The sequence below is a fragment of the Aliarcobacter faecis genome (genome assembly GCF_013201705.1).
GTDB lineage: Bacteria > Campylobacterota > Campylobacteria > Campylobacterales > Arcobacteraceae > Aliarcobacter > Aliarcobacter faecis.
In genome coordinates this window covers 1,517,430-1,543,599 of sequence record NZ_CP053837.1, presented here as the reverse complement: position 1 = coordinate 1,543,599, position 26,170 = coordinate 1,517,430, and the positions used below count along the sequence as shown (strand labels likewise).

The window sequence follows — 26,170 nt, the reverse complement described above, 5'->3', positions numbered from 1 at the left end:
CCCTTCTTATTTTATTACTATCTTAGCGAAACTTTTTTTACCTTTTTGTAAAATATATTCACCTTTTGTTAAATTTATCTTATCATCACTAATTTTTTCTTGATTTATTGATACTGCATTTGCTTTTATATCTCTTCTTGCTTGAGAAGTAGAATCAACAAGTTTTGAATCAACTAAAGCTTGACAAATCCAAATCTCATTTTCAAATATAAACTCTTCAATATCAGTTGGAATATCTTTTTTTGCGAAAACTCTTTCAAATTCAAGTTTTGCTTCACTTCCAGCTCCAATACCATGAAATCTATCAACTATTTCACTAGCTAATTCCTCTTTTATTTTTTTAGGGTGTAAACTACCATTATTTACACCAATTTTAATCTCTTCAATCTCTTTTAGTGATTTTGAAGATAGTAGTTCAAAATATCTCCACATAAGCTCATCACTAATTGAAAGAACTTTTCCAAACATATCAAAAGGCTCATCTGTAACTCCTATATAGTTACCTAAAGATTTTGACATTTTTTGAACTCCATCAAGACCTTCTAAAATTGGCATCATTAAAACTGCTTGTTGCTTCTTACAGTCATAAGCTTTTTGTAAAGTTCTTCCCATTAAAAGATTAAATTTCTGATCTGTTCCACCTAATTCAACATCACTTTTTAGAGCGATAGAATCATAACCTTGAAGTAGGGGATATAAAAATTCACTAACTGCAATTGGCGTATTTGAACTATATCTTTTTGAGAAATCATCACGCTCAAGCATTCTAGCAACTGTTAGGTTTGAAGCTAAGTTTATAAGTCCAGCTGTTCCTAACTCTTTTAACCATGTACTATTAAATACAACTTCTGTTTTACTAGGATCTAAAATTTTAAAAACTTGTTCTTTATAAGTTTCAGCATTTGCTAGAACTTGTTCTCTACTTAAAACTTTTCTTGTTTCACTTTTTCCTGTTGGATCTCCAATTGTTGCAGTAAAATCTCCAATTAAAAATTGAACAATTCCTCCAAATTTTTGGAAAGTTGCCAATTTTTGAATTAGAACAGTATGTCCCAAATGAATATCTGGAGCAGTTGGATCAAAACCAGCTTTTACATAGAAATTTTCACCTGTTTCAAAATATTTTTTTATTAATTTTTCTATTGCTTCAATATCAATAATTTCAGCTGTTCCTCTTTTTATCTCATTTATTGCTTCATTTATTTTATTTTCCATAATCTATTAAACCTTTATTTATTATATGCATCTTTTTTTGATAAAAATTCGATAACCTTTATCTCTTTTTCTACAATTTTTTTAACTTCATCTATATTTGATTTATTTGTTTCAAACTCTATATCACAATATTGATTATAAGTGTGTTTTTGTCTTCCAAAATTTACAACTAAAATATAGAAATCATTTTTTGATAAATAGTTAAATACTTTTGCTAATTCACCTTTTGTATTTGGAATGCTAATTAACATTTTATATCTAAATACACTACTATCTGTCCATGTACAAAATAGCATTTGGTGGTTTGCTCTAATCTTTGAATATGCTTTATCGCACATTTTATGGTGGATTATTGCATCATTTCCATTTCTAAAAGCAACAATATCATCACCAAATTTAGGATGGCAACAGTGGTCAAAAGAGATAGAATTTATATTGAAATTTGAGTAAATCATCATATTGTCAAACTTAAACTCTTTTATTTTACTAGTTAAAATTTTAAATCTAGCCATTAAACCTTTTTCTTTAGTAATGCGTTTTTCAAGAAGGAGTTTTGCATGTTTAAAATAGCTTAGAACCTGAGGAACTTTATAGATGTTATCAATATTATGAACTTCTAAAATATTTTCATAATATCTTGAAAAAACTGTATTTAATATATTTCTTCCTGATAATTTATCTATCTCTTTTTGTCTTTGAGTACATAAAATTTTTAGCTGTTTTTTTGCTCTAGGAGTTTTTAGCATATCTATCCAAGAACATCTAGCAATAGTCTCTTCTCCTACTTCAATAGATACAATATCTGTACTTTTTAAAACTGTTAAAAGAGGTTTTTTTATCTTATTTATATAACAAGAAACTGCTTTTTCTCCAACATTTGTATGAACTGCAAAGGCAAAATCATAAGCAGTTGAGCCAATTGGAAGGATAAAAACTTCACCTTTTGGTGAATAAACAATTATTTCATCATTAAATAGATTTTCTTTAGTTTCATTATAAAACTCTTCAATATTATCATTTGAAAACTCTAAAGATTTTAGCCAATTTAGATTAGCATTAGTGTTTGTAGTATTGTTTTTTTCCCCACTTTTATATGCCCAATGAGCAGCAATTCCATATTCTGCAATACTATGCATATCAAAAGAACGAATTTGAATTTCATAGATTTTTGAGTTATAAAAAACTGTTGTATGAATTGTCTGATAACCATTCTCTTTAGGAGTTGCTACATAATCTTTAAATCTAGAAACAAGAGGTTTAAATTCAAGATGAATATGACCTAAAGCTTTATAGCACTCAATATCTGTTGGAACTAAAATTCTAATTGCAAATAAATCAAGAACTTCTTCAATAGTTATCCCTTTTCTTTGCATTTTTAAATATATTGAGTAGTGGTGCTTTATTCTTGAATAGATTTTGATGTTTTTTTCTTCAAAACCATTTTTTTCTAAGAGATTTTTAGTAACAGATATAAAATTGTTGAAGCTTAATTGCATAGATTGTTCATTCTCTTTTAAGAACTCATCTATTTTTTTATACTCTTCTGGATAGATATAAAAAAATGCTAAGTCTTCTAGCTCATTTTTAAGTGTTGAAATACCCAATCTGTTTGCAATAGGAACATAAACAACTAAAGTCTCTTCAGCGATTCTTCTTTGTTTATGTGGTTGTAAAACACCAAGAGTAAGCATATTATGAAGTCTATCACAAAGTTTTACAATTAAAACTCGTGGGTCATCAACTGAAGCAATCAACATTTTTCTAAATGTTAAAGCTGCTTGAACAATTTTTGCATCAGTTGAATCTTTTGAAGTTATAAAGTTCTCTTCTCTAATATCTGAAACTTTTGTAAGCCCTTTAACCATATTTGCAACATTTTTACCCCATCTTTCTTGGATATATTCCAAAGTAAAAGGAGTGTCTTCAACAACATCATGTAGAAGAGCTGTAGCAATTACATCTTCATCTTGTGAAAATGTTGATGTTACTGTTGCAACTAAAATAGGGTGAACAGAGTATGGCTCACCACTTTTTCTAAATTGTCCTTCATGTGCTTCAATTATAAAATTGATAATTTCATAGAGTTTTTCTGAAATATCAATTCTAGTTTTAAGTTTGTTAATAGCACCATCAATAGTGTTAATAGTTTGTACTTCTTTAAAAAAATTATTCATATATTATAATTTAAAATAGGCAAAGGGCTATTTTTATTTATTTACCAGTCCCTCAATTTTTAATAGACCATTTGCAATCTCATCAATTGCAATATCTGTATATTTCATTTTTTGAGTATTTTGACTTAAAAGAGGTTTTGCCCCTTTACTTAATTCATCTGCTCTTTGACCAACTGCAACTGCAAGAATATATCTATCATTATCAACTTGTTTTAACGCTCTTGAAATTCTCTCTTCTAATCTTTCCATTGTTTTTCCTTTTTTAATCTATTTGTTTAATCTATTTTACTATTGAACACTTACTATAATCGCCTTGAACAATTCTTAAAAGGTTCCCTTTTTCATTCATATTTGTAACAGCTATTGGAAGTTTATTATCTTTTGCTAAAGCAATTGCTGTATCATCCATAACTTTTATTTGGTCTTCCAAAGCTCTATCATAACTTAAAAAATCAAGTTTTTGTGCATCAGCAAATTTCATTGGATCTTTATCATAAACTCCATTTACTTTAGTAGCTTTAATCAGCATACTAGCACCAATTTCAGTAGCTCTTAAAGTAGCTCCTGTATCAGTTGTAAAGTATGGATTTCCTGTACCTGCTCCAAAAATTACCACTCTTCCTTTTTCAAAGTGTCTCATTGCTTTTCTTACGATAAAAGGTTCAGCTATTTCTTCCATTTTTATTGCAGTTTGTAATCTTGCATTAAGACCTTTATGCTCTAATGCCTCTTGCATAGCAACACCATTTATTACAGTCCCTAGCATTCCCATATAATCAGCACTTGTTCTTTTTATAACACCATCAGCTGCAGCTGTAACACCACGAATAATATTTCCCCCACCAATAACAATAGCAACTTCTATACCATACTCAACTAAAGTTTTAATCTCTTCTGCAATATAATCTAAAATCTTAGTATCTATACCATAACCTTCAGCTCCAGCTAAAGCTTCTCCAGAAAATTTAACAAGTACTCTTTTGTTCATATGCTCTCTTTTTTTTTAATAATTTTTGCATTTTACCTAAAAAATCATTAACAAACTCTTAGCTTAAAGCCCATTCATAAAAAGATATAACATTAATTTGTATCTTGCTATTCGATAAATTTTCACTATTTGAAACTGTAATAATTTCTATTTTTTCTATTTTATTTTCTAAAGCAGTTTTTACTACTTTTTTAAGTAGGTTTGAATTTATTGTTTGATTAAAAAATGGGATACAAACTATTGCTAAATTTTCATCTTTTATATAAAAATCTATATTTTCAAGATAGAAAATTTTATTATTTTCCTTTTTTATTTCAAGAAAAACCATATTTGTAAACTCTTGCTTAAATTTTTTTGTAAAGCTTATAGCATTTAAAAAAGCATAATTATATGTATAAATCTTTTTTAAACTCATCTCTTGATTATATTTTTCTATAAAAAAGATATTATTTCTTTCTTCTAGTTCCTTACACTCTTCATAGAATCTATCTTTTGAGATTTTAATTCTAGCTTTTAGTTGATTGAATAGTTGAAAGATAGACTTCTTTTCATCTATATTTTCTATTAAAATTTTTAATATCTCATAGCTTGTTTCATCTTTAGAGTTTAATTTAAGTATCTCTTGAAGTCTTGGTATTTTTTTATGCTCTTCAATATTTATAGAAAGTGGTAGGTTTCCATATTTTAAAAAGCTATTAAAACTTTGAGTAATATTTTGATGTTTCGAGTCAAAAAGTAGATACTCTTCAAAATCTAAAGCATATAAATCTATTTTTTCAAAATTATTATAAGTTATATTTTTTTGAGAGCTTAAAATTATATTTTCACAATTTGGAATTTTGCAATCAAAATTAAAATTTTCTAAAACTAAAACTTTTATACTATTTTTAGAGATAAATTCTTCTAAAAAAGTTAACTCTTCTATAATATTTTTATTTCTTAAATCAGCTAAATCTATATATAAATACTCTTCACTTTTAAAGTTACTTAGAAAATCAAAAATTAAATAAGATTTTCCAACTTTTGAAGCTCCACAAATTAGAGTTTTTGAACTATTTATTTTTATTTTTCTCTCTAAAAAATTTATTTTAGAGAAGTTTATTTGATAGTTCTCTTCAAGTAGTTTCATTTTTTACTTAAATTTATAGCTTCTTTTATTGCATTTATATAACTTTTATTTGATGGTTTCTTATTTTTATAAGCTATATCAAAAGCAGTTCCATGATCAACACTTGTTCTTATAATTGGAAGATTTAGGCTTACATTTATACTCTCTTCAAAATAGAGAGCTTTTAGTGGAGTTAAACCTTGGTCATGATACATAGCTATATAATATTTGTAGTTTTTTCTTGAATTTGGGCTAAATGCTGTATCAGGAACTAAAGGCATAGAAAATATACTATTTCCTAAAGTTTTATTTACTTTTTTTATAGCTTTTTCTATTTTTTTCTCCTCTTTCCCTAAAACTCCACCATCTCCTGCATGAGGATTTAGAGCTAAAACAGCAACTTTTTTTGCATTTGTACAAGAGTAGAAATCTTGTAAAAAATTAATTATTTTTTTTGTCTTTATTTTTTTTGCTACATTCTTTAATGCAATATGTTCTGTAAAAAGTGCAACATACATCTCTTTGCAACCTAACATCATAATTGCATCTTTTTTAAAAATATCTCTTAAAACTTCTGTATGTCCTTTATAAGAGATTTTTGCTTTACTCCATGATTCTTTATTTATAGGAAGTGTACAAATAGCATCAACTTTTTTCTCTTTTGCTAAAACAATAGCATCTAAGAAAGAGTTAAAAGAGTATAGACCAGCATTTTTACAAACTTTAGAGGGCTTTAGTATAAACTTTCCTATAGTTTCAAATAGTTTAAAGTTTTCTGGTATTTTTATATCTAAAAATTTAGAAGCTTGATTTAAAAGCTCTTTATTTATACAGTAAATAGGAGTGCAAAATTCTGAAATCTCTTTATGAGAATTTAAAGCTATCTCTATACCAATTCCGTTTAAGTCTCCTATACTAATAGCAATTTTAGGTAAATTATTCATTTATTAGTTTTTTCATCTCTGTAATTGCACTAGCTAATCCTGTAAAAACAGACCTTGCAATAATACTTTGTCCAATATTTAACTCTACTATCTCTTTTATAGTGCAAATACTTTTAACATTTTGATAGTTTAAGCCATGTCCTGCAGCTACTTTTAACCCTAAATTTGAGGCAAAATTAGATGCAGTTTTAAGCTCTTCAAAACTTCTATTTAGTCTATTTTTAAGTTCAATTTGGTTTAATTCAAGCTCTTTTATTGAGTGTTGAGTATGTTTTAGATTTGTATAGAGCATAGCATAGATATTTGCATAACTTCCTGTATGAAGTTCAATCCAAGGAACTTCTAACATATTTGCTAACTCTATTGATTTATTATTAGGGTCAATAAAAAGTGAAACTTCAATATTATTCTCTTTTAATTTTTCAATAGCTGCATCTATTTTATTGAAATTCTTTTCTAAATCTAGTCCACCTTCAGTGGTAACTTCATCTCTATTTTCAGGAACTAATGTAGCACGATAAGGTTTTAATTTACAAACAATATCTATAATATCACTATTTATAGAACACTCCAAATTAATAGGAAGTGCTGATTGCTCAATTATAGCTTTTGCATCAAGGTCGTGAATATGTCGTCTATCTTCTCTTAGATGAATTGTTATTTGGTCTGCTCCACTAAATTTACAAATGCTAAGAGCATCTAGTGGATTTGGGTCATTTATTTTTCTGGCTTCTCTTAGAGTTGCTATATGATCAATATTTACACCTAAAAGCATATTTTCTCCTTATGATAAATCTTTTAATGTAGCAACATTTGCTGCAAGTTTATTATGAACTTCTAAATACTCATCTTCATTTTTAGAATCAGCAACAACTCCAGCACCAGCTTGAAAAATAATTTTATCTTGTGTAAGAAGACAAGTTCTAATAGTAATTGCACTATCCATATTACCATCAAAACCAAAATAAGCAATGCTTCCAGAGTAAAAATTTCGTTTAATCTTTTCAAATTGTGCTATTAATTCCATAGCTCTTATTTTTGGAGCTCCTGTCATAGTTCCAGCTGTAAAAGTTGCCATAAATAGGTCAAACATATCATATTTCTCATCTAGAATCGCTTCTACATCACTAACAATATGCATAACATGAGAGTATCTTTCAATTCTCATAAGTTCTGTTACTTTTACACTTCCAGCACGAGCTACGCGACCAACATCATTTCTTCCCAAGTCTACAAGCATTAAATGTTCAGCTCTCTCTTTTTTATCATTAATTAGTTCTTTTTCCATCTCTAAATCTTTTTCGAGAGTTGTACCTCTTTTTCTTGTTCCTGCTATTGGACGAAGAAGTAGATGACCATCTATAAGTCTAATCATAACTTCAGGGCTACTTCCAGCAATTGAAAAATCTTCAAATTCAAGTAGATATAAATAAGGGCTTGGATTTTTACTTCTTAAAGCTCTATAAAAACTAAGATGATCTACAATTGCACTTTGAATAAATCTATTTGACATCAAAATTTGAAAAATATCTCCACTTTTTATCATCTCTTTTGATTTTTCAACCATTTCAAAAAATTCATCTTTTGTATAGTTAAATTTCCCTTCATCTAAAATTTCTGCTTTTTTTAGAGGAGTATAAATATAAGGTTTTAAAAGCTCTTTTTCTATAATATCAAGTTCATTTTTAAGACTTTCAATAGAAGTAAGGATTGTTAATTTTGAAGTTTTATGTGAATATGCTAGAATTATTTTTGGACGAATTAAATCTAAATCAGGAATATTTAATTGATCCTCTAAATTATTCATAGAAGTTTTCAATTTTGGTTCGAACTCTTTTCCTATATCATAACCAACATTTCCAATAAACCCATCAATTAAACCAATTCCCAACTCTTTTGCTTTTTGTTTATAGATGTTTTTATCAAAATTTTTATAATATTTTTTTAAAAATATAAGAGGATTATTATCTACTTTTTCTATACTTCCTAATTCATTTTTAAAAAAACATTCACTATTTTTATACCAAATTCTCTCTCTTGCTCCAATAATTATATATGAGAAGTTCCCATCATTGTTTGAACTAATAGTACTTTCAAATAAAAAGCTAAGCTCATTTTTATAAAGAGCCTTTGCTTTTTCATAAATTGATACAGGTGTAAATTGGTCTAAAAATAGAGTTTTGTTATAAAAATTCATAAATTATCTTTCTTAAAATTTAACTACATGAGCATTTGCAATATCTAAAGTTGTTTTAATATTTCCTATATTCTGGCTAGCTGCTTCTTTTGAAGAGTATGGACCAATTAAAACTTTATTATATAAAACACCATTTACTTCATGTTGATAAATTTTGTATTTTAAATTACCACTTCTAATTTTATTTATAAAACTATCAGCAGGTTTTTTGCTAAATGCACCAACTTGAACAAAATAACCACTAGTAGGTGCAGATTCATTACTTATACTTTTATTAGTAGTAGTTTCATTTACCATTAAATCTTTTACAGATTTTTTAGGTTCTGTTTTTTGAATAGCTGGCTCTTTTTTTACTACTTCTGTTTTTGTTGTTTGTTGAACATTTTGTGTTTGTTTTGCTTTTTTCTCTTCAACTTTTCTCATCGCATCATCTATAGTTTCATTAGATATAGATTGGTTGTTTGTATTATCAGCTGTCTCTTCATGCTCTGTTTGTTGGCTATTGTCTTGAGTTGTTTGAATATTATTTAATCTCTCTTCTGCAGATAATCTACTAGGGTCAATCATCTGTTCATTATCTTTTTTTGCTCTTTCATTTATGATTTTTTGGAAATTTTCTTCAATGTTATTATTTGATAAACTTTTTGATTCAGAAGTTTTAGCACCATTTGAAGTAAATGAGTCCTCTTTTGTTGAATCACTTGTTAGTAATCTTATTATAATAATTGTTAGTAAAAATAAAACTACTAAAACAACTCCTAGCATAATATACTTTTTCTTATTGTCTTCATTGCTAAATGTTGATGCTCCAAGCATTATATTATCGAGCTCATGTTGTGAATTTAAGTTAGCATTATTTTGTATATTTTGTTCAAAACTAGTTTGATAAGGATTGATACTCTCTTGTTGTGTAAAAGAGGGTTGTTGTCTAATTGTTTGAGCTTCATCTTCAATATAACTATTGTCATTTGAAGATTTAAGCTCTTGTAATCTTTTTTCTAACTCTTCTCTCTCTTGCTTTTTTTGAACATTTTTTAAGAATTCATTACCTTTTATTTGCATAAATTATCCTTGATATCTTAATAAGTCGAACTACTATAAATAACAAAATTGCTAGCAAGTTCTTCTAATTCTTTATTAATTTTAGCATGAAGCTGTGTATCTTCAATATTATCTAATACATCACAAATTTTATTTGCAATAAACTCAAACTCTTTCTCTTTCATTCCTCTAGCAGTTAATGCAGGACTTCCTATTCTAATTCCTGATGTTACAAATGGACTTCTTGTCTCTCCTGGAACTGTATTTTTATTTACAGTTATCCCTGCATTTCCAAGTGCTGCATCTGCATCTTTTCCACTAAATGGTTTATTTAAAAAGCTTACTAATACTAAGTGATTATCTGTTCCACCACTTACTATATCATATCCTCGTTTGATTAATACTTCACCTAATACTCTAGCATTTGCTTTTACTTGTACAGCATAATTTTTCCATTTAGGATCTAAGATTTCTTTAAAAGCAACAGCTTTTGCAGCAATTACATGAACAAGTGGTCCACCTTGAAGACCAGGGAAAATAGCACTATTTACTTTTTTAGCAATCTCTTCATCATTAGTCATAATCATACCACCTCTAGGACCTCTTAAAGTCTTATGAGTAGTAGTAGTTACAACATGAGCATGAGGGAATGGACTAGGATGTTCATTAGCAGCAACAAGACCAGCAATATGAGCGATATCAGCAAATAAAATAGCACCAACACTATCAGCTATTTCTCTAAATCTTTTAAAATCAATCTCTCTAGCATAAGCGCTAGCTCCACAAACAATGATTTTTGGTTGAACAGTTTTTGCAATTTGCTCAACTTTATCATAATTAATTCTTCCATCAAGTTCAACACCATAATAAAAAGCAGAGTAGTTTTGACCAGAGAAACTTGGTTTACTTCCATGAGTTAAGTGTCCACCATGAGATAAATCCATACCTAAGATTTTATCACCAGCTTTAAGTAATGCTGCATAAACTGCACCATTAGCTTGACTACCACTATGTGGTTGAACATTTGCAAATTTGCAATTAAAAATTTGACAAGCTCTATCAATAGCTAATTGCTCAACTTTGTCAGCTTGCTCACAACCACCATAATATCTTTTATAAGGATAACCTTCAGCATATTTGTTTGTAAATACACTACCCATAGCTTGCATAACTGCAGGACTTGTAAAGTTTTCACTAGCAATCATTTCAAGATGATTTGTTTGTCTAGCTAATTCCACTTCTACAATATCAAATACCTCTTTGTCTGCTACTTCTAATCTTTCGTTTGTTATATAGTTCATTTACTTTTCCTTTGCTTTTTTATTTTGTCTCTTCTAAATCTTCGTATAAATCTATCTCTTGTTTTATTGGTTTCATTGCTGGAAATAGTAAAACATCTCTAATTGAGTGTTGATTTGTAAGCATCATTACAAGTCTATCTATTCCTATTCCTTGTCCTGCTGTTGGAGCCATACCATAAGATAGTGCATTAACAAAATCTTCATCCATTTCATGTGCTTCATCATCTCCACTATCTTTTGCTTCCATTTGACCTTCAAATCTTTTTAATTGGTCAAGAGGGTCATTTAACTCACTAAAAGCATTAGCAATTTCACGTCCTGCAATAAATAGTTCAAATCTATCTGTTAAATGAGGTTTATTATCACTTCTTCGTGCAAGTGGAGATATCTCAACAGGATATTCAGTTATAAATGTTGGATTTATTAGTTTACTTTCAACAAATTCATCAAAAAGTTCTCCTTGAAGTTGTCCTAAATTTAATTTAGAATTTGATTCAAGATTATTTGCTTTTAAAAACTCTAAAATTTTCTCTTTATCTTCAACAATATCTTTTGGAACTCCACCAATTTCATATAAAGATTGAATTAGTGGAATTTGTGTAAAATTAGTAAAATCTACTTCTAAATCTCCATAAGGTAAAGTTGTAGGGATATTTAAATTTTTAAATAGATATTCAAAATACTCTTTTGTAAGTTCTATTAAATCTTCATAAGTTTTATATGCCCAGTAAAATTCAATAGATGTAAATTCTGGATTATGAGTTGCATCCATTCCTTCATTTCTAAAGTTTCTATTTATCTCAAAAACTGCTTCAAATCCACCTACAATTAATCTTTTTAAATATAGTTCAGGAGCAATTCTTAAAAATCTATCAATTCCTAAAGCATTGTGATGTGTAACAAAAGGTTTTGCATTTGCTCCACCAGCTATTGGATGCATCATAGGAGTTTCAACTTCTAAAAAACCTTTATCTTCAAAAAATCTTCTAGTTAAGCTTATAACTTTACTTCTTGTATGAAAAGTATCTCTAACATCACTATTCATAATTAAATCTAAATATCTTTGTCTATATCTTAGCTCTTTATCTTGAATTCCATGATATTTTTCAGGAAGTGGAGAGATAGCTTTTGTAAGTATTTTTAAACTATCTACATGAAGAGAAAGCTCTCCTTGACCTGTTACAAATGGATAACCACTAACTTCAATAATATCTCCAACTTCTACATATTTTTTAAAAATATCATTATAAAAATTTTCTTCTAAATTATCTCTTGCTACATAAATTTGAAGCATTCCACTTTCATCTTCAAGTTTTAGAAAACTTGCTTTTCCCATAAGTCTAAAAAATTTAATTCTTCCAGCTATTGTAAAATTTCTATTTTCATCTCTTTTTGTTTCAAGATTAAAAATATCTTCATTTTTATTTAAGTAATCTTGAATACTCAACTCTCTTTTACTATCATTTGCATAAGGGTTAATTCCTATGTTTCTTAAACTTTCTGCTTTTTCAATTCTTTGTTGTATATATCTGTTTTCAAACAATTTTAAATCCTTTTATTCGTTCTCTTTTTTATCTTCTTCTTGTTTATTTGAAAGCTCTTGAGTTACATCTTTAAATTTTTCTTCTAAATTTTGTTTAACTTCTTCTTTTACACTCTCTTCTATCTCTTTTTTAGTATTTTCTATATTCTCTTCAATACTTTTTTTACTGTTTCCAATAACTTCACTACTTTTTACTGAATCAACAGCTTTATCCAAACTTTGAGTTAAAGTTGTAGTATCGAGTTTTATAATATATGAACCAACACTTAATAAATGTGGCATAACTATAGAATTTGCAAACTTTTCATCAATAACTTTTTTAAACGATTGTACTTGGTAAAGAGCATAGGCTATAACTGAAAAAATTAAAAATATTTTTAAAGCACCAAAGATAAATCCAAAAATTCTATCTACAGTTCCTAAACCACTAGCACTAAATATTTTACTAACAACCATTCCTGCACTATAGATAATTAACCAAACAACGACTAAAGCTACTATAAATCCAATTAATTTAATAGTTGCTTCATTTTCTAAAACTAAAATAGGAGCTATTAAATCTCCCAACTCTTTAGATATTCTTGAAGCTACAAATATAGCACCAACAATACCTAAAAGACCAAAAACTTCTTTAATAAATCCTCTAAAAAGACCTTTTAGTCCAAGTAATAATGTAATTGCAATAATTATTAAATCAAAAATTGAAAAGTCTTGCATTAAATTCCTTTTATTCTAAATCTGGGCAATTTTATCTAAAATTATCAAAATAAAAGTTTAATCAAAGTAAATTGTAAATTTTAAGCCTTTTAAGTTTTTATTCTCATAGATAAAATCTTCATTTTTTAACTCTATTTTAGTATTTAATGTTTTTGCAAAAAACTCTTCAACTAGATAAAGTCCAAGCCCAATTCCAAAAGCTTGATGTTTTGTTGTAAAGTATGGTTCACAAACCTTTGTAATAATCTCTTCATTTATCCCGTTTCCACTATCAATAATTGTTAAAATTTTATCTTCTAACTCTACTAAAATATATCTCTCATTAATATTTTTATTTTCAATTAAAGCTGAAATTGAGTTATCAAAAATATTTAAAATAGCTTCTGAAAAACTACTACTATCACACTCTAAAAGAATATCATTTGAGTGTTTAAAATGGCAAATAATTTGATTTCTTTCAAAAATAGAGTCTAAAAACTCTATTATTTGATTTATAGATTCAACAACAGAAAGTTTATTCTCTTTTTCATTTGTGAAGAAATTTGTAAAATTTTCAATAGTATTTGATAGTTTAGTAGTATTAAAAATTATTGTGTCACAAGATTTGTTAAACTCTTTATCACTTAATAGGTTTAACTCTTTTTTTAATTTCATTCCACTTGTAAGGGTGCTTATTACACTTAAAGGTTGTCTCCATTGATGAGCTATATTATTTAAGGTATTTGTTATAGCATTTAATTTTGCTTGTTGGAATATAATTCTTTGTTCATTTTTCTCTTTTTCTGCTTCAACAATATCTTGAGAAATATCTGTAAATGTTACAATTATTAAATTATCATTTTTTAATTTACTAACTTTTAGAGAAAAATGTTTTAAATTTTTTTCAATATCATAAATTGCAACTTTAAAATCAATATTTTGATTATCTAATGCATATTCAGCCCAGTTCTTACCATTATAATCAATATCTAAAAGATAGTTTTCACTATTTATATCTACAAAACTACTGCAAATACATTTATATTTCTTTTTAAAGTCGTTTAAATTTTTGCAATCTTTGAAAAATTCAATTAATTTTTTATTTGAATCAATTATCTCATTTCCATTTGTAATTATTACAATACTTGATTGGGAATCAAGTATTAATCTATTTTTTTGTTTCTGAGATTTTATTTTATTTGTGTATCTTGTGTAAAGATATAAAATAAATATAAAAAATAGAGTTATTAAAATTATTAAAATTGTTAATATAGTTTGTTTTTTTATAGAGCTTATGTAGTTAGAATCGATATTTTTTAAATCATAGAAATTTAAAATTTGACCAATTTTCTCTTTTTTTTCATTAAATAGATTATAATTTGCTATTAAATAATCATTTTCAATAATATAAGTTTCTATATTAATATATTTTTCAATGCCATTTTCTTCTATATAATTGCATAATTTTGTATTGGCATTTTCATTCGCAATATAATAATCATCTATAAAAATATTTGACAATAGAGGATATTTAAGGTTTTTTCTAAATTTTTTATCAGCAATTATGATAGAAGATATTCCATTTTTTTGTAAATCTTCTGTAATTGAATCGAAATGAGTAATAACTTCTAAGGCACCATAAAAATTATTTTCTTCATCAAGAATAGGTGTTCTTGCTTTTATTCCAATATTAAATAAACCTATACTAATTGAAGTTGAAATATTTTTTAGAGCAGCTTGATTTTCTAAATCTTCTCTAAATTGTACTCCATCTCTAATATTTGTCCAAGAGCGATATAAACTATTTTTATTTTTATCCAAAATTTGAATCCAGATATTTTTATATTTTGAATAGTTCTCTATTAATTTGGCAATTTTTTCATAATTAAGTTTGTCAAACTCTTTATTCTTAAGGTGATTATAAAGATTTTCATCTTTTGATAGAGAAATAGCAATAGCTAATGATGTATTTTGTTTATCACTTATTAAATTTTCTGTTTTTTCATAGATATTTTTATATGTAGTTTGATATATAGATTTTAAAAGATTATCTTGTTTTTTTGAAATAAAGTTATAAGTAATAAATAATATTAGTGAAAGTAGTGTTGTAAAAATAAAAATAACAAATAAAAAACTTTTTCTACTATCCAATATATACCTTTATGTATAAAAAAATTATTAGTTTAAATGTTAAAGATAATATCTTTTATAAAATTAATCTTCACTTTAATTTAAACAATTTTGGATAAAATCCCACTTATGATAAAAAGATATCCAACAAAACAGATAAAAGTAGGTAATGTCCTAATTGGTGGTGATGCACCAATAAGTGTTCAATCAATGACATATACAAAAACATCAGATGTAGAAGCTACAGTTGAGCAGATAAGAAAACTTCATTTTGCAGGAGCTGATATTGTAAGAGTTGCTGTTCCTCATATTGAAGATGCAAATGCTTTAAAAGAGATAAAAAAACAAGTTGATTTACCAATAGTTGCAGATATTCATTTTCACTATAAATTAGCACTTATTGCTGCTGAAGTAGTAGATTGTATAAGAATAAATCCTGGAAATATTGGAGATAAAAAAAGAGTTCAAGAAGTGGTAAAGGCTTGTCAAAATAGAAATATTCCAATAAGAGTTGGGGTAAATTGTGGAAGTTTGGAAAAAGAGTTTGAAAATAGATATGGACAAACTCCAAAAGGAATGGTTGCAAGTGCTGATTATAATATTAAATATTTAGAAGATTTAGGGTTTACAGATATTAAAATTTCACTAAAAGCAAGTGATGTTCAAAGAACAGTTGAAGCGTATAGAACTTTAAGACCTATAAATAATTATCCATTTCATCTAGGAGTTACTGAAGCTGGAACACAATTCCACTCTACAATCAAATCATCTATTGCTTTAGGGGCTCTTCTTCTTGATGGAATAGGAGATACTTTGAGAGTCTCTATGACTGGAGAGCTTGAAGAAGAGATAAAAGTTGGACGAGCTATCTTAAAAGATTTAGGTATCTCAAAAGAGGGTTTAAATATTATCTCTTGTCCAACTTGTGGAAGAATTGAAGCTGATTTAGTAAGTGCAGTTTCAGAGATTGAAAAAAGAACAGCACATATTAAAACTCCATTAGATGTTTCTGTTATGGGGTGTGTTGTAAATGCTATTGGTGAAGCAAAAGCTGCTGATGTTGCTATTGCATTTGGAAAAGGAAGTGGGCTTGTTATGAAAAAGGGTGAAATAATTGCAAAATTAAGTGGAGATGCTTTGATTAATAAATTTGTGGAAGAAGTAGAATTTGAAGCAAAAAGAAAAATATAATGGATAGTATTTATAGTATAAACATTGAAAGAGCAGTTTTAAGCTCAATATTTTTTAATCCTGAAGAACTTGAAGATATTTTAGGAGTTTTAAAACCTAAAGATTTTTATCTTCCAGCTCATAAATCTATTTTTGAAGCTATGATAAAACTTCATGAAGATGATATGCCAATAGATGAAGATTTTATTAGAAATAAAATAAATTCAAAAGATATTGATGACTCTGTTTTACTTGAAATTTTAAGTGCAAATCCAATTACAAATACAGTTGCTTATGTAAAAGAGATAAAAGATGCTTCAGTAAAAAGAGAGTTAGCAACTTTGGCAACAACTATAAAAAAAGTTGCAATAGAAGAGCAAATAAGTGCAAATGAAGCTCTTGATACTATCCAAGGGGAACTTTATAAAATCTCAACAAATAGTGCAACTAGTGAACTTAAAGATATGCAAACCGTTACAAGTGATACATTAGCATATATTGAGAAGATGAAAAAGCTTGGGAATAAGTATTTAATAGGGCAAACAACAGGTTTTGACTCTTTAGATAAAAGAACAACAGGTTTTAATGAAGGGGATTTAGTAATAATAGCTGCAAGACCAGCAATGGGTAAAACAGCAATAGTTTTAAATATGGCACTAAAAAATATAGAAAGAGATAAAGGTGTTATATTTTTCTCTTTAGAGATGCCAGCAGAACAACTAATGCTAAGAATGTTAGCAGCAAAAACTTCAATTCCATTACAAAATCTTAGAAAAGGTGATATGGATGATAATCAATGGTCAAAATTAACTGATGCTTTTAATCAATTAAATACAAAAAAACTTTTTGTTGATGATGGTGGAAGTATAAATATTAACCAACTTCGAGCAAGAGTAAGAAAATTGGCACAAAATGAGGATAATAAAGTAAGCTTAGTAATTATAGATTATCTTCAGTTAATGCAAGGAATAGGAAATAAAGATAGACATCAAGAGGTTTCAGATATTAGTAGGGGATTGAAGATGTTAGCAAGAGAGCTAAAAATACCAATAGTTGCACTATCTCAGCTTAATCGTGGGCTTGAAAATAGACCAGATAAAAGACCTATGTTAAGTGATTTAAGAGAGTCTGGTGCTATTGAACAAGATGCTGATATTATAATGTTTGTTTATAGAGATGATGTTTATAAACAAAGAGATGAAGCAAGAAAAGAGAAAGAGGCAAAGGATAAAGGTGAGGATTATAAATCAAAATTCCAAGATAAGCCTATAGAAGAAGCAGAGATAATTATTGGGAAGCAAAGAAATGGACCAATAGGTACAGTTAAACTTGATTTTCATAAAAATCTTACGAAGTTTGTTGATAAAGATAGTGATTTTAGTGGTTCAGCTCCAATTGAAGTTGTTTTCGAAACAGTTGTAGATGTGGAAAAAGAGACAAATATAGAGATACCAAATATTTTATAATAAATAATATTATTTTAAGAAACAAATATTTATAATCTTTTAAATTATTTAAAGGATTATTATGAAAAGTGCCTTTTCTCTTTTAGAGTTGATTTTTGCTATTGTTATTTTAGGGATAATTGTTGCCTTTGCAGTGCCAAGATTTATGGATACAAAGGATAGTGCTTTAGTCTCAACTATAAAAAGGGATATAAATACTGCTATTAATTCAATTCAAAGTTACTATTTATTAAATCAGAAAATAGATAAGATAAGTGATTCTATGAATATATCTGATGCAAATTGGAATATTGAAGATTTAAAAATAAGTGATAAAAATGGTTGTTTATCTTTGGAAGTAAATAAAACAAAAACACCAATTACTTTGGATTTAAAAGTTGATACAGCAAAAACTTCATCAATTTGTACAAAAATAAAAGATAGTGGATTAGTAACAAAAAGTTATGAGGTTTACTAAGTTATTCATTTTTCCTTTCTCTTAAAAATGAAGCAAATTTTGGTTTACCATTTTTTGTAAAACCATAATATTTAAATGTGACAATAGAGCCAATTTTAGGTGGATTTTCTCTATATTTAAACGAAAATCCACTACCTAATTTAAATATTGTTCCACTTTCGAGTTTTAAATTTAAACTTCTAAATGTTTTATCACTATTGTAATTATAAGAAATAACTTCTCCTTCATCATCAAAAAATGTTTTAACTTTTAAAATATTTAGACTTCTTCCATCTTCATATTCCAAAAAAGGGTTTCTTATTATTACACCTTCGCCATTTTTTCTTAATACTTCATCTAAAAAAATATTTAAATCTTCTTTTTTTATTATCTTTATTTGAGGAATAATTTTTATATATTTATTTGGATTTTTTTCTAAAAACTCTTCCAAAAATTTTAATCTATTATAAAAATCTCCTTTTTGATTTGGAATTTCAAATATATTATAAGTTATATTTTTCCAAAGAGAGTTACTATTTTGATTTAAAACTACGCTTTGAATATTTTCAAAATCAGCTCTTTTAGTCCACAACTCACCATCAAGGTAAAAAGGTGGAAAATCTTTTATAAAGAAATTTGGAGCAAATAGTTTATTTCCATTTTTACTTAAAAGTTCTTTCCCTGTCCAAATAGCTCTTATTCCATCTAGTTTTTCACTCATTAACCAATTTTGAATATTATGCTTTTTCTCATCATAAATTGATGGTTTTACAATTTCAATTGAAAAGCAAAAACAGATACTTAAAAAAAGTATAATAATTTTCATATAGTGTCTTTTAATAATTTTTTATATTATATATAAAATTTGGTTTTTTTCATAAAATCATAAAGAAATAATAATTATTTGGCTAAAATGTACAACTTTTCTTAATATAGTAGAGGTTATTTTGAATAATATTAAAAATTTGAATGATAAAGATAAAGAGTTTTTATTAAACTCAATAAGAGTAGTCGAAGATTTTCCAAAACCAGGAATTAGCTTTAAAGATATTACAACACTTTTAAATAATAAAGATGCTTTTGAACTTCTAATGAATCATTTAGAAGATAGATATAAATCATATAATTTAGATTTTATAGCAGGAATTGAATCAAGAGGATTTATTTTTGCTGCTGCTTTGGCAACTAGACTTAAAGTTGGTTTTGTTCCTGTACGAAAAAAAGGAAAATTACCAAGTACAACAGTTTGTGAAAAGTATGAACTAGAGTATGGCTTTGATGAAGTTGAGATACACTTAGATGCTTTCTTAAATCAAAAAGATAAAAGAGTTTTATTAATTGATGATTTAATTGTAAGTGGAGGAACAGCTTATGCTGCAGCTAATTTAATAAAAAAATTAAATGCTAATTTAGTAGAGAGCTGTTTTTTATTGAATTTTACAATATTAAATGGTAAAGATAGGCTAAGTGAACTTTCAGAAGTTTATTCTGTATTAGAGATTTAGAGGGAAATAGAAAATGAGTGATTATATTCCAAAAAAAAGTATTTTTGATCCAAATGAAAAGGGTCAATTTGGTGGAGTTTTTGGTGGTCAATATGTACCTGAAACATTAATGCCTGTTTTAAAAGAGTTAGAACTAGCTTATAGTAAGTATAGATTTGATAAAGAGTTTTGGAATGAGGTAAACTATTTCTTAAAAGATTATGTAGGAAGAGAAAATCCTCTTTATTTTGCAAAAAATATAAGTGATGAAATTGGTGCAAAAGTTTATTTGAAAAGAGAAGATTTAAATCATACAGGGGCTCATAAGGTAAACAATGTAATTGCTCAAGGCTTATTAGCTAAAAAAATGGGGAAAACAAAAGTAATAGCTGAGACAGGAGCAGGGCAACATGGAGTTGCAACTGCTACAATAGCAGCACTTATGGGACTTGAATGTACAGTTTTTATGGGTGCAAAAGATGTTGAAAGACAAGAGCTAAATGTATTTAGAATGAAACTTTTAGGTGCAAAAGTGGTTGCTGTTGAAAGTGGAAGCAAAACTTTAAAAGATGCTATGAATGAGGCAATTAGATATTGGGTTACAAATGCAAGAGATACTTTTTATATAATTGGAACAGTAGCAGGTCCTCATCCATATCCTATGATGGTAAGAGATTTTCAAGCAATTATTGGTTATGAATCAAGAAAACAGATTTTAGAAAAAGAGGGTAAATTACCAGATTATGTAGTTGCTTGTATAGGTGGTGGTTCAAATGCTATTGGAATGTTTTCACATTTTTTAGAAGATGATAGTGTTACTTGTGTTGGAATTGAAGCTGGTGGTTTAGGTCTTGATACACTAAAACATGGCTCTTGTCTAGCTCTTGGAAGCCCTGGAATTTTACATGGACAATGTTCATATTTACTTCAAGATGAAGATGGACAAGTTTTAGAAGCTCACTCAATTAGTGCTGGGCTTGATTACCCTGGTGTTGGACCTGAACACTCTTTTCATAAAGATAATAAAAGTATAATTTATGACAATATTACGGATAAAGAAGCTCTTGAAGCATTTGTATGGCTTAGTCAAAAAGAGGGAATAATACCAGCCTTTGAATCATCTCATGCAGTAGCATACTTAAAAAAAGCAGAAGAAAAATTAAAAGGAAAAATGGTGATTATATGTTTATCTGGTCGTGGAGATAAAGATATGATACAAGCAAAAAGTTTATTAAATTTTGAATAAGGATTAAAATTGAGAGAACTATTTAGAAAAATTCAGCCATATACAGGAAAGATTTTTGCTATATTTCTGGTGCTTTTTATATCATTTTTAGCTTACAGCTTATATCAAGCTCCAGTTATAGGAATTGATGAAAAGTTTGCATATTTATTAAGACAGTATGGATATATTATTCTTTTTGTTTGGGGAATGCTTGAAGGTGAAGCTGGTCTTATTATGGCAGGATTATTGGCTCATACAGGAGATATGAATTTATATTTAGCAATTTTTGTAGCTGGTCTTGGTGGATTTGCAGGGGATCAGGTATATTTTTATATAGGAAGATTTAATAAAGATAGTGTTTTGAAAAGATTAAGAGGGCAAAGAAGAAAGTTTGCTTTTGCACATTTATTATTGAAAAAACATGGTTGGCCAATTATTTTTACACAAAGATATATGTATGGAATGAGAACAATAATTCCAATTTCAATAGGAATTACGAGATATGATGCTAGAAAATTTGCAGTAATAAATCTAATTTCAGCGTGGTGTTGGGCCGCAATTACAATAGTTCCTGTTTGGTATTTTGGAGAGCAAATTATGATAGTTCTTCATTGGGCAAAAGCACATTGGTATTTAGCTATTCCTTTAGTAATAATTTTTGGTGGAGGAATAATTTATTATTTTAATAAAGCAACTAAAAAAATTGAAAAAAGGATGATGAATGAAAATTAAAATTTTAGAATTAACTAAATCAAAAGAGAGTGATTTAGAGATAATATTGGTAAATAATATTGAAGATTTAGGTAAAAATAGAGAACTTTTAGAGAGTTTAGAGTTTAAAATAAAAGATGAAGCAACAATTTTTTTACCAGAATCAAAAAAAATTTATTCAGCTTTTGAAGAGTTTACTTATGACTCAATAGCTATTGCTATTTCAAATGCAGTTAAGAAGGCAACTACAACTAAATTTAAAAGTGCAAAAGTGCAAATAAATAGTAAGTTAGAAGAGAATTTTAAAGCTTTAGTTGAAGGTGCAATTTTAGGAAGTTATAAGTTTGAAACTTATAAAAGTGAAAAGAGTAAAAGTGAGTTAGAATTAAATTTTATTGTTGAGCAGAAGAGTTCAAAACTAAAAGATATTTTAGATGAGTCAATAATTATCGCAAACTCTGTAAATAGTGCTAGAGATATGGTAAATACAACTCCTCAAGATTTTACTCCAAAAAGCTTTGCAAAAGAGGCTGAAAGTTTGGCAAAAGAGTTTGATTTAGAGTGTGAAGTTTTTGGAGAGAAATATCTTGAAAAACAAAAAATGATGTCAATGCATAGTGTTGGTCGTGCTTCAGTTCATGAATCACAATTAATTCACCTAAAATATAAACCAAAAAAAGCTAAAGCAAAAATTGTTCTTGTAGGAAAAGGGCTTACTTACGATAGTGGTGGATTATCGTTAAAACCAGCTGATTTTATGATAACTATGAAAGCAGATAAATCAGGAGGAGTTGCTGTTTTAAACACTATTAAAACTATTGCATCTCTTAAGCTTCCTGTTGAAGTTCATGCTATTATTGGAGCTGTTGAAAATATGATAGGTGGAAATGCTTATAAACCAGATGATGTTTTAAGAGCAAAAAATGGAAAAACTATTGAAGTACGAAATACTGATGCTGAAGGACGATTGGTACTAGCTGATTGTTTATGTTATGCTCAAGATGAGATAAAAGATTTTGATTATATCTTTGATTTTGCAACACTGACTGGTGCTTGTGTAGTTGGGCTTGGAGAGTACACAACTGGAATTATGGGAAATAGTGAAGAGTTAAAACAAAGGGCTTTGGAAGCTTGTCAAAATTCTGGAGAGTATGCAACAAAACTAGATTTTAATAGATATTTAAAAAAATGTATAAAATCTGAAATAGCAGATGTTTGTAATATCTCAAATACAAGATATGGAGGAGCAATAACTGCTGGAATGTTTTTAGATAATTTTATTTATGATGAGAATAAAAATAAATGGATACATTTTGATATAGCTGGTCCTGCATTTGTTGAAAAAGCTTGGGGATATAATCCTTATGGAGCTAGTGGAACTGGTGTGAGAATGGCAGTTGAATTTATAAAAACTCTTGCTTAAATGTTTAATATAGAATCTAATACACTTTATAAAGTGTATTAGAAATTTATTCTTAATTTATATCGTAAATAACTGGTATATTTATACTCAAAACATCTTTTTTTAGTTCATCAGGAATTTCATCAAAAGCACTTATTTTTAGTAAAAGTTCTAAAGTTGCTTCATCTAATCTTTCAAAAGCAGATTTTTTTGAAATTTTAAGATTCTCTATTTTTCCATTTTTTCTTATATCAAAGCTTACTTCAACTTTTCCTGTTTGGTTTAGTCTCTTTGCTGCTTTTGGGTACACTTTATTTTTTTCAACTTTTGCTTTAACTTTAGCTAAATATTTTGCTCTTAAATCATCTATTTCAGCTTGGTTATGATTTGTAGTTTGTACATCTTCTGTTGGTTTAGTATTAGGAGGTGTTATAGGAGCTGGTTGTACAACTTCAGCTACTTCTGTAACTTCTTGTTTTTGTTCTATAATTTTTTCAACAGGTTTTTTTTGAGGTTTTTTATGCTCTTTATGAACCTTTTTTATAGGAGTTGGTTTCTCAATTATTGGTTCAGGAATTGGCTCTGGTTCAGGTTCAGGAGGAGTAGGTTCTGGTTCTACTGGTTGAACTTGAGTAACTGCTACACTGTTTAATGATATTTTTGTAATAACTTCTTCCTTTTTAGGTTGAACAATAAATTCTTTAAAAGTAAAAAACATAATTGTTCCTGATACTGCATATAATAAGGAAGTTAAAAAAAATGAGTTTAAATATCTGTTCATAAATCTACTTCTTAGTTACGATAGAGACATTAGCAAATTGATTTTTCTTTAACATATCTAAAACATTTACAAAAGATTCAAATTTTGTATTTTTATCTGTATGGATATGAATTGGTGTCTCTTTTGTTTTTGTTAAAATTTGTACTTCAATATTTTCTAATAAAATAGGAGCATCTTCTAAAAAGAGTTCTCCATTTTCATTTATCACAATAACCATCTCTTTATCAGGTTTTAGATTATCAGAGCTACTAGAATTTGGTAGAGCAACTGGAATAATCCCTTTAGTAATAAATGTTGAAGTTAATAAAACTATTGCTAAAAGAACTAATAAAACATCAATAAATGGAATAACATTTATTGAATCATACTTCTGTAGCTTCATATTCGCTCTCCAAAACTTCAGCAGATCTACTTAAAATATTATATAAAACCATAGCAACAATAGCAACAACTAAACCAACAGCAGTTGCTTTAAGTGCTAATGCTAAACTTTCCATAATTTTAGCTGCATCAATATCTCCACTTCCCATTGTCATAAATGTAAGCATAATTGCCAAAACAGTTCCTAAAAGACCAATATATGGAGCATTTGAAGCAATTGTTCCAATTATTGTAAGATGTTTAGTAAGTGCTACATCTAAAGCCTTTTTTGTTTTATAAGAGTTTACAACTATTTTTCTATAGAAAATAACCCTCTCAATAAAGAAATATACTGCAACAAAGCTCATAACTATTAGTAGTGTGATTACTCCGTAATCAACTAAATGTTTTAAAGTCTCTATATCTTGCATAAAAAGCGTCCTTTTTTTAATTTGTTCGCAATTATATTTCAATAGTAATAACAATTATCTTAAATTTTACAAAAAATTTATATTTTGTTAAAATATCGTTAAAAAACTGAACATATAATTCCCACATTAAAAAATTAAGGACAAAAGTTGCGTAAAATATTTTTATTCTCAATAGTTTGTAGTTTTACATTAGCAAATACAAATAGTTTAGAGATTTTACAAAAAGATAAAAAAGAGACTAGAGAGCTTCAAAAACAATCTATAGAGTCAAGTTATGAGAGTTTGAAAAATGATTGGATAGGAACTATAGATTTTAGTTCAGGACTAACAAGAAATCACTCTTTTTCAGATGAACAAGATAGAAATAATAATAGATATGGAAAATCTGCACGAATAGGTTTTACCCAATCTATCTTTGAATCAGGTGGTATTGAACTTACAATTGCATATGCAAAAGATAAATTAAAATATGATTTATTATCTTGGGAAAATCAGAATCAACAGCTTTTACAAGCTATTTATAGCACTTTATTGGAAATTAAAAAGCTAAAATTGCAAATAGAGCAAGGTAAATATAGATTAGAGAATAAAGAGATAGAGTTAATTATCAAAAAAATACAATATGATGCTGGTAAAGGTGATATTATTGAGCTAAATAATGCTGTTATGTCAAAAAATAATCAATTCAAAGAAAATATTAGTTTAGAGAACTCTTTAAAAGAGAAAGAGTATGAACTTTCAAAATATACAGATTTAAAATATGACCAGATAGATATTATAGATTTTAAGATAGTTTCAAAAGATGATTTTGTAAAAAATAATTTAGATATTTTACAAGAGGATTCTAAAGTTGAGATGTTAAATACAAGTTATAAAAAAACAAAAACAAACTATTTACCAAAAGTTTCACTATCAACAAATGCTTCATATAGTTATTCTGATAGTGAATTTGATAGAATGATAAAAGATACAAATAAAGATGATGCTTCAGGAAGTGCAAGTTTAACTCTATCTATGCCTTTATATGATTATAATAAATCAAATAAACTTCAAGAGTCAAAATTGGAGTATCTAAAACAAAAAAGTCAAGTTAATGATTTAAGAAATGAAGTAGCTTATGATTATGAACAGATTTTAAGTCAAATTGATACTTATGAAAAACATATTAAAACTATAAAAGAGAATATTATATTGTATGATGATTTAATCTCTACAAATAAAATATCAAATGAAGCTGGAATGACATCAGAGTATGATTTAGACATTCTAAAGAATACGAAATTGATAAATGAGTATGATATTGTAATAAATGATATAAATATCAAACTTCAATATACAAAACTATATTTTAAAATAAAAGGTTAATA

The 26,170-nt window shown here is 27.3% G+C and carries 25 protein-coding genes; 8 read left to right on the top strand and 17 right to left on the bottom strand.

All coding sequences use genetic code 11. The annotated features are described in order from the left end of the window. Positions 1 to 6: 6 nt before the first annotated feature. The 13 genes from tyrS to AFAEC_RS07750 are packed head-to-tail and all read right to left on the bottom strand — an operon-like array spanning position 7 to position 15,358. Entirely contained in the window at positions 7 to 1,215 is a 1,209-nt protein-coding gene (tyrS, locus tag AFAEC_RS07810; RefSeq protein WP_026805307.1) for a tyrosine--tRNA ligase, read from the bottom strand. A gap of 14 nt (positions 1,216 to 1,229) precedes the next feature. Then, a complete protein-coding gene (locus AFAEC_RS07805) occupies positions 1,230 to 3,389 on the bottom strand; it encodes a RelA/SpoT family protein (protein ID WP_026805308.1) in 2,160 nt (719 codons plus the stop codon). A 33-nt stretch (positions 3,390 to 3,422) separates the two neighbouring features. Next, positions 3,423 to 3,638 carry a DNA-directed RNA polymerase subunit omega gene (locus AFAEC_RS07800; RefSeq protein WP_026805309.1) on the bottom strand — a complete coding sequence of 72 codons (216 nt, stop codon included), beginning with the start codon at positions 3,636 to 3,638 and terminating at the stop codon, positions 3,423 to 3,425. Between the two features lie 31 nt (positions 3,639 to 3,669). Next, positions 3,670 to 4,377 (bottom strand): UMP kinase, encoded by a 708-nt coding sequence (gene pyrH / locus AFAEC_RS07795; protein ID WP_026805310.1) that lies wholly within the window; start codon positions 4,375 to 4,377, stop codon positions 3,670 to 3,672. Positions 4,378 to 4,435: 58 nt separating this feature from the next. Next, positions 4,436 to 5,506 carry an ATP-binding protein gene (locus tag AFAEC_RS07790; protein ID WP_026805311.1) on the bottom strand — a complete coding sequence of 357 codons (1,071 nt, stop codon included), beginning with the start codon at positions 5,504 to 5,506 and terminating at the stop codon, positions 4,436 to 4,438. Further along, complete coding sequence (gene pdxA, locus AFAEC_RS07785) at positions 5,503 to 6,429, bottom strand: 4-hydroxythreonine-4-phosphate dehydrogenase (protein ID WP_026805312.1); 927 nt, start codon at positions 6,427 to 6,429, stop codon at positions 5,503 to 5,505. Before pdxA ends, AFAEC_RS07790 begins: the two co-directional genes overlap by 4 nt. Then, positions 6,422 to 7,204 carry a pyridoxine 5'-phosphate synthase gene (locus tag AFAEC_RS07780; protein ID WP_026805313.1) on the bottom strand — a complete coding sequence of 261 codons (783 nt, stop codon included), beginning with the start codon at positions 7,202 to 7,204 and terminating at the stop codon, positions 6,422 to 6,424. Before AFAEC_RS07780 ends, pdxA begins: the two co-directional genes overlap by 8 nt. 9 nt (positions 7,205 to 7,213) lie before the next feature. Beyond that, entirely contained in the window at positions 7,214 to 8,626 is a 1,413-nt protein-coding gene (locus AFAEC_RS07775; protein WP_026805314.1) for an anthranilate synthase component I family protein, read from the bottom strand. Positions 8,627 to 8,638: 12 nt separating this feature from the next. Then, the gene (locus AFAEC_RS07770; RefSeq protein WP_026805315.1) at positions 8,639 to 9,688 is read right to left on the bottom strand and encodes an SPOR domain-containing protein; all 1,050 of its coding nucleotides are present in this window, start codon (positions 9,686 to 9,688) and stop codon (positions 8,639 to 8,641) included. Positions 9,689 to 9,705: 17 nt separating this feature from the next. Next, positions 9,706 to 10,968: a serine hydroxymethyltransferase gene (locus tag AFAEC_RS07765; RefSeq protein WP_027390928.1), complete on the bottom strand. Its 1,263-nt coding sequence runs from the start codon at positions 10,966 to 10,968 to the stop codon at positions 9,706 to 9,708. Positions 10,969 to 10,987: 19 nt separating this feature from the next. Then, the gene (gene lysS, locus AFAEC_RS07760) at positions 10,988 to 12,511 is read right to left on the bottom strand and encodes a lysine--tRNA ligase (protein ID WP_026805318.1); all 1,524 of its coding nucleotides are present in this window, start codon (positions 12,509 to 12,511) and stop codon (positions 10,988 to 10,990) included. A gap of 12 nt (positions 12,512 to 12,523) precedes the next feature. Continuing rightward, positions 12,524 to 13,228 carry a CvpA family protein gene (locus tag AFAEC_RS07755; protein ID WP_026805319.1) on the bottom strand — a complete coding sequence of 235 codons (705 nt, stop codon included), beginning with the start codon at positions 13,226 to 13,228 and terminating at the stop codon, positions 12,524 to 12,526. Between the two features lie 57 nt (positions 13,229 to 13,285). Then, positions 13,286 to 15,358: a sensor histidine kinase gene (locus AFAEC_RS07750; protein ID WP_026805320.1), complete on the bottom strand. Its 2,073-nt coding sequence runs from the start codon at positions 15,356 to 15,358 to the stop codon at positions 13,286 to 13,288. A 108-nt stretch (positions 15,359 to 15,466) separates the two neighbouring features. Here AFAEC_RS07750 and ispG point away from each other — a divergent pair, with 108 nt between their 5' ends. The 3 genes from ispG (at position 15,467) to AFAEC_RS07735 (ending at position 18,430) form a co-directional block, all read left to right on the top strand. After that, complete coding sequence (gene ispG / locus AFAEC_RS07745; RefSeq protein ID WP_026805321.1) at positions 15,467 to 16,528, top strand: flavodoxin-dependent (E)-4-hydroxy-3-methylbut-2-enyl-diphosphate synthase; 1,062 nt, start codon at positions 15,467 to 15,469, stop codon at positions 16,526 to 16,528. Further along, entirely contained in the window at positions 16,528 to 17,973 is a 1,446-nt protein-coding gene (locus AFAEC_RS07740) for a replicative DNA helicase (RefSeq protein ID WP_026805322.1), read from the top strand. Before ispG ends, AFAEC_RS07740 begins: the two co-directional genes overlap by 1 nt. Positions 17,974 to 18,034: 61 nt before the next feature. After that, positions 18,035 to 18,430 (top strand): type II secretion system protein, encoded by a 396-nt coding sequence (locus AFAEC_RS07735; RefSeq protein WP_026805323.1) that lies wholly within the window; start codon positions 18,035 to 18,037, stop codon positions 18,428 to 18,430. Between the two features lies 1 nt (position 18,431). Here the strand turns inward: AFAEC_RS07735 and AFAEC_RS07730 are convergent, their stop codons facing one another. Continuing rightward, positions 18,432 to 19,235 (bottom strand): DNA ligase, encoded by an 804-nt coding sequence (locus AFAEC_RS07730; RefSeq protein ID WP_026805324.1) that lies wholly within the window; start codon positions 19,233 to 19,235, stop codon positions 18,432 to 18,434. Between the two features lie 121 nt (positions 19,236 to 19,356). Here AFAEC_RS07730 and AFAEC_RS07725 point away from each other — a divergent pair, with 121 nt between their 5' ends. From AFAEC_RS07725 to AFAEC_RS07710, 4 genes are read left to right on the top strand one after another with little or no spacing between them, the layout of a single operon-like run. Next, complete coding sequence (locus tag AFAEC_RS07725; RefSeq protein ID WP_034216196.1) at positions 19,357 to 19,914, top strand: adenine phosphoribosyltransferase; 558 nt, start codon at positions 19,357 to 19,359, stop codon at positions 19,912 to 19,914. A gap of 13 nt (positions 19,915 to 19,927) precedes the next feature. After that, positions 19,928 to 21,139, top strand: a complete 1,212-nt coding sequence (gene trpB, locus AFAEC_RS07720; RefSeq protein ID WP_026805326.1) for a tryptophan synthase subunit beta — start codon at positions 19,928 to 19,930, stop codon at positions 21,137 to 21,139. Positions 21,140 to 21,148: 9 nt separating this feature from the next. Next, positions 21,149 to 21,850, top strand: coding sequence for a DedA family protein (locus AFAEC_RS07715; RefSeq protein ID WP_026805327.1), 702 nt, complete (start codon positions 21,149 to 21,151; stop codon positions 21,848 to 21,850). Continuing rightward, positions 21,840 to 23,252 (top strand): leucyl aminopeptidase, encoded by a 1,413-nt coding sequence (locus AFAEC_RS07710; RefSeq protein WP_026805328.1) that lies wholly within the window; start codon positions 21,840 to 21,842, stop codon positions 23,250 to 23,252. Before AFAEC_RS07715 ends, AFAEC_RS07710 begins: the two co-directional genes overlap by 11 nt. 52 nt (positions 23,253 to 23,304) lie before the next feature. Here AFAEC_RS07710 and AFAEC_RS07705 read toward each other — a convergent pair whose 3' ends face one another. Genes AFAEC_RS07705 through exbB form a run of 3 tightly spaced genes read right to left on the bottom strand, consistent with a single transcriptional unit; the run spans position 23,305 to position 24,803 of the window. Beyond that, positions 23,305 to 24,012 carry an energy transducer TonB gene (locus tag AFAEC_RS07705; RefSeq protein ID WP_026805329.1) on the bottom strand — a complete coding sequence of 236 codons (708 nt, stop codon included), beginning with the start codon at positions 24,010 to 24,012 and terminating at the stop codon, positions 23,305 to 23,307. A gap of 4 nt (positions 24,013 to 24,016) precedes the next feature. Further along, positions 24,017 to 24,394, bottom strand: coding sequence for a TonB system transport protein ExbD (gene exbD / locus AFAEC_RS07700; RefSeq protein WP_026805330.1), 378 nt, complete (start codon positions 24,392 to 24,394; stop codon positions 24,017 to 24,019). Then, on the bottom strand, positions 24,375 to 24,803 hold the full coding sequence (exbB, locus tag AFAEC_RS07695; RefSeq protein WP_026805331.1) for a TonB-system energizer ExbB: 429 nt from the start codon (positions 24,801 to 24,803) through the stop codon (positions 24,375 to 24,377). The genes exbD and exbB overlap by 20 nt, the downstream gene beginning before the upstream one ends. A gap of 147 nt (positions 24,804 to 24,950) precedes the next feature. On the opposite strand from exbB, the gene AFAEC_RS07690 reads away from it, so the two are divergent. After that, on the top strand, positions 24,951 to 26,168 hold the full coding sequence (locus AFAEC_RS07690) for a TolC family protein (RefSeq protein ID WP_026805332.1): 1,218 nt from the start codon (positions 24,951 to 24,953) through the stop codon (positions 26,166 to 26,168). Positions 26,169 to 26,170: the final 2 nt, after the last annotated feature.

Coding starts and splice junctions, on each gene's coding strand:
- AFAEC_RS07765 (WP_027390928.1), bottom strand. CDS start 10,968: ATGAACTATATAACAAACGAAAGATTAGAAGTAGCAGACAAAGAGGTA.
- exbD (WP_026805330.1), bottom strand. CDS start 24,394: ATGAAGCTACAGAAGTATGATTCAATAAATGTTATTCCATTTATTGAT.
- AFAEC_RS07710 (WP_026805328.1), top strand. CDS start 21,840: ATGAAAATTAAAATTTTAGAATTAACTAAATCAAAAGAGAGTGATTTA.
- AFAEC_RS07790 (WP_026805311.1), bottom strand. CDS start 5,506: ATGAAACTACTTGAAGAGAACTATCAAATAAACTTCTCTAAAATAAAT.
- trpB (WP_026805326.1), top strand. CDS start 19,928: ATGAGTGATTATATTCCAAAAAAAAGTATTTTTGATCCAAATGAAAAG.
- AFAEC_RS07770 (WP_026805315.1), bottom strand. CDS start 9,688: ATGCAAATAAAAGGTAATGAATTCTTAAAAAATGTTCAAAAAAAGCAA.
- AFAEC_RS07705 (WP_026805329.1), bottom strand. CDS start 24,012: ATGAACAGATATTTAAACTCATTTTTTTTAACTTCCTTATTATATGCA.
- AFAEC_RS07740 (WP_026805322.1), top strand. CDS start 16,528: ATGGATAGTATTTATAGTATAAACATTGAAAGAGCAGTTTTAAGCTCA.
- AFAEC_RS07730 (WP_026805324.1), bottom strand. CDS start 19,235: ATGAAAATTATTATACTTTTTTTAAGTATCTGTTTTTGCTTTTCAATT.
- AFAEC_RS07780 (WP_026805313.1), bottom strand. CDS start 7,204: ATGCTTTTAGGTGTAAATATTGATCATATAGCAACTCTAAGAGAAGCC.
- AFAEC_RS07805 (WP_026805308.1), bottom strand. CDS start 3,389: ATGAATAATTTTTTTAAAGAAGTACAAACTATTAACACTATTGATGGT.
- AFAEC_RS07755 (WP_026805319.1), bottom strand. CDS start 13,228: ATGCAAGACTTTTCAATTTTTGATTTAATAATTATTGCAATTACATTA.
- AFAEC_RS07775 (WP_026805314.1), bottom strand. CDS start 8,626: ATGAATTTTTATAACAAAACTCTATTTTTAGACCAATTTACACCTGTA.
- ispG (WP_026805321.1), top strand. CDS start 15,467: ATGATAAAAAGATATCCAACAAAACAGATAAAAGTAGGTAATGTCCTA.
- AFAEC_RS07800 (WP_026805309.1), bottom strand. CDS start 3,638: ATGGAAAGATTAGAAGAGAGAATTTCAAGAGCGTTAAAACAAGTTGAT.
- AFAEC_RS07735 (WP_026805323.1), top strand. CDS start 18,035: ATGAAAAGTGCCTTTTCTCTTTTAGAGTTGATTTTTGCTATTGTTATT.
- pdxA (WP_026805312.1), bottom strand. CDS start 6,429: ATGAATAATTTACCTAAAATTGCTATTAGTATAGGAGACTTAAACGGA.
- pyrH (WP_026805310.1), bottom strand. CDS start 4,377: ATGAACAAAAGAGTACTTGTTAAATTTTCTGGAGAAGCTTTAGCTGGA.
- exbB (WP_026805331.1), bottom strand. CDS start 24,803: ATGCAAGATATAGAGACTTTAAAACATTTAGTTGATTACGGAGTAATC.
- tyrS (WP_026805307.1), bottom strand. CDS start 1,215: ATGGAAAATAAAATAAATGAAGCAATAAATGAGATAAAAAGAGGAACA.